The sequence below is a fragment of the Acinetobacter sp. WCHAc060042 genome, from assembly GCF_003231195.1.
Lineage (GTDB): Bacteria > Pseudomonadota > Gammaproteobacteria > Pseudomonadales > Moraxellaceae > Acinetobacter.
In genome coordinates, this window is the sequence record NZ_QKVN01000086.1 from 1 (window position 1) to 2,594 (window position 2,594).

Annotated in this window: 3 protein-coding genes; all 3 read left to right on the forward strand. The window is 46.8% G+C overall.

Annotation, left to right across the window (positions count from 1 at the left end; genetic code table 11):
* Positions 1-81: 81 nt before the first annotated feature.
* The 3 genes from tnpA to DPG01_RS18215 all read left to right on the forward strand — a co-directional run bounded on the left by tnpA (position 82) and on the right by DPG01_RS18215 (position 2,563).
* Entirely contained in the window at positions 82-510 is a 429-nt protein-coding gene (gene tnpA / locus DPG01_RS18205; RefSeq protein ID WP_000364662.1) for an IS66-like element accessory protein TnpA, read from the forward strand.
* Positions 507-842, forward strand: a complete 336-nt coding sequence (tnpB, locus tag DPG01_RS18210; protein ID WP_000618090.1) for an IS66 family insertion sequence element accessory protein TnpB — start codon at positions 507-509, stop codon at positions 840-842. Before tnpA ends, tnpB begins: the two co-directional genes overlap by 4 nt.
* Positions 843-916: 74 nt before the next feature.
* A complete protein-coding gene (locus DPG01_RS18215) occupies positions 917-2,563 on the forward strand; it encodes an IS66-like element ISAba17 family transposase (protein ID WP_001094416.1) in 1,647 nt (548 codons plus the stop codon).
* Positions 2,564-2,594: the final 31 nt, after the last annotated feature.

Below are 2,594 nucleotides of genomic sequence, written 5' to 3' on the forward strand. Positions count from 1 at the left end.
GTAAGCGTCCGCTGAACCCCACTTTTTCTAACTCATTAATACCGCGATAGTGTCCACTTAAATTTAAGTGGACACCTATTTATGGATTTAAAGACAGTTATAGACAGTGCACCAACGCTAAAAAAGCCCCGTCGAACCTTCACAGCTGAATTTAAACATCAACTTATTCAGCAATGCCAGCAGCCAGATACATCAGTGGCCAAGGTAGCAATGCAACATCAGATCAATGCCAATCTGCTACATAAATGGATTCGTCAGTCCAGATCAATGCCCCCTGCATTAAAAACCCCATCCATTCCACAGACTGACTTTCTTCCGGTCATTCTTCACCCGACTCCAGTCAAACAAGAAGCACCTCTACCACCTGTGCCAGAGAAGAAAGCTGTCGCTCATATCAGGATTCCATTACATGAGGCACCAAGTTCCGCAAGGGATCAGATGATCGAGATCGACTGGCCGGTGGAGTCAGTAACTGAATTACTGTTGCTGATCCAGGGTTTGACTCAATGATTCGTATTGATGAGATCTGGTTGTCTACCCAGCCGATGGACATGCGTGCAGGGATGGATACAGCCATGGCTCAGGTGCTGAGAGCCTTTGGCTACATCAAACCGCATTGCGCTTACCTGTTCTGTAATAAGCGTGGCCATCGTATGAAAGTGCTGGTGCATGATGGACTGGGTATCTGGCTGTGTGCCCGGCGGCTGGAACAGGGGAAATTCCACTGGGCTAAAGTTCACCAGGGTGAAAGTATGGCGATCAGCCCGGAGCAGTTACAGGCACTGATCCAGGGTTTGCCCTGGCAAAGAATCGGACTGCAGCAAGTGGTAACAATGCTCTAAACCAGGCTCATCCATTCTGCTATTCTCCAAACGTTCTATTTCCTCTGCATCATGACCTCAGGCATACTGCGGTCATGAATACGCTGCCTGATTTAAGCCAACTGACCCATGAACAACTGCTGGAATTTACCAGACAGTTGGCGATGCAGCATCAGTCTCTGGCACAATCTAAACAACAACTGGAACAATCAAATCAGCAATTAGATGCCAGAGTTCAACATCTTGAAGTCACCAATCAGCAATTAGATTCTAAAGTTCAACATCTTTCTATTCTCAATCAAAAATACGAGCATGAGCTTGCACTATTTAAACAGCATAAATTCGGCAGTAAAAACGAACATCTAACCGCAAAACAAATCCATCTCTGGGATGAAGCGGTTGAAGAAGATATTGCAGCGGTTGATCTGGAACTGGAACGACTGAATGCAGATAAAACCAATGCAGCTGCACAGAAAGCCCCAGTCAACAAACCTAAACGTCGGCTGTTGCCAGATCATCTACACACCCTCCGTATTGAGCATGAACCTGAATCAACACAATGCAGTTGTGGCTGTACCTTGCGTCGTATCGGTGAAGATGTCAGTGAAAAACTGAATTTCAGACCGGCACAGTTCTATAAGGAACAGCATGTGCGTGGTAAATGGGTCTGTGATCAGTGTGACACTCTGACTCAGCAAGCGATGCCAGCCTATGTGATTGATAAAGGCATTGCTTCACCTGAATTGCTTAGCCATGTGCTGGTGTCAAAGTATGCCGATCATTTGCCTTTGTACCGTCAACGTCAAATCTTTCTACGCGCAGGTGTTGATCTGTCTAGATCAACGTTATCTGACTGGATTGGCCGCTGTGGGGTGGAACTGGAACCTCTGGCCAATGCCTTAAAACAGGTGGTACTGCAACAGCAGGTGATCCATGCAGATGAAACACCGGTGACGGTCATGCAGATGGGTGAAAATGAGAAAAAGCCCAAAAAAGGTTATGTCTGGGCCTATGCCAGCACACAGTACAATCCAGTTCAGGCAGTGATCTATGACTTTCAAGATAGCCGTTCTGGCCAGCATGCTGAAGACTTCCTGAAAGGCTGGCAGGGTCATTTGGTCTGTGATGATTACAGTGGTTATAAAGCACGCTTTAGATCAGGTCAGGTCATTGAGGTGGGCTGCATGGCACATGCACGTCGTAAATTCCATGAACTACATGTGACCAAGAAAAGTCAGGTCGCTGAACAGGCATTAGTGCTGATTCAGAAATTATATGCGATAGAAGCAGAATTAAGAAAAAAGACGGATGGTACAGCGGAAGACCGCTGCGAATACCGACAACAGCATAGTCAACCGGTCATGCAACAACTATATGAATGGCTCAACCAACATCAGCTGACGGTGCCATCGAGTTCTCCAACCGCCCGGGCGATCAATTACAGCCTAAAACGTTGGACTGCTTTAAGCCGCTATCTGGATGATGGCAATCTACCCATTGACAATAATTGGATAGAGAACCAAATGCGTCCCTGGGCCTTGGGGCGTAAGAACTGGCTATTTGCAGGTTCGCTGCGCAGTGGTCAACGAGCTGCCAATATCATGACTTTAATCCAGTCAGCAAAGCTGAATGGCTTGGATCCGTATGCCTATTTAAGTGATGTGCTGAAAAGGTTGCCAACACATAAAGTGCCCCAAATAGAAGAATTACTACCTCACCGCTGGAAACCTGAACCCCGTTAAAACTTGGCGATGGCGTTCAGCGGATGCTTAC

What these genes read in the sequence shown, in the direction of transcription:
- tnpA (WP_000364662.1), top strand. Translation starts at nt 82, where the DNA reads ATGGATTTAAAGACAGTTATAGACAGTGCACCAACGCTAAAAAAGCCC.
- tnpB (WP_000618090.1), top strand. Translation starts at nt 507, where the DNA reads ATGATTCGTATTGATGAGATCTGGTTGTCTACCCAGCCGATGGACATG.
- DPG01_RS18215 (WP_001094416.1), top strand. Translation starts at nt 917, where the DNA reads ATGAATACGCTGCCTGATTTAAGCCAACTGACCCATGAACAACTGCTG.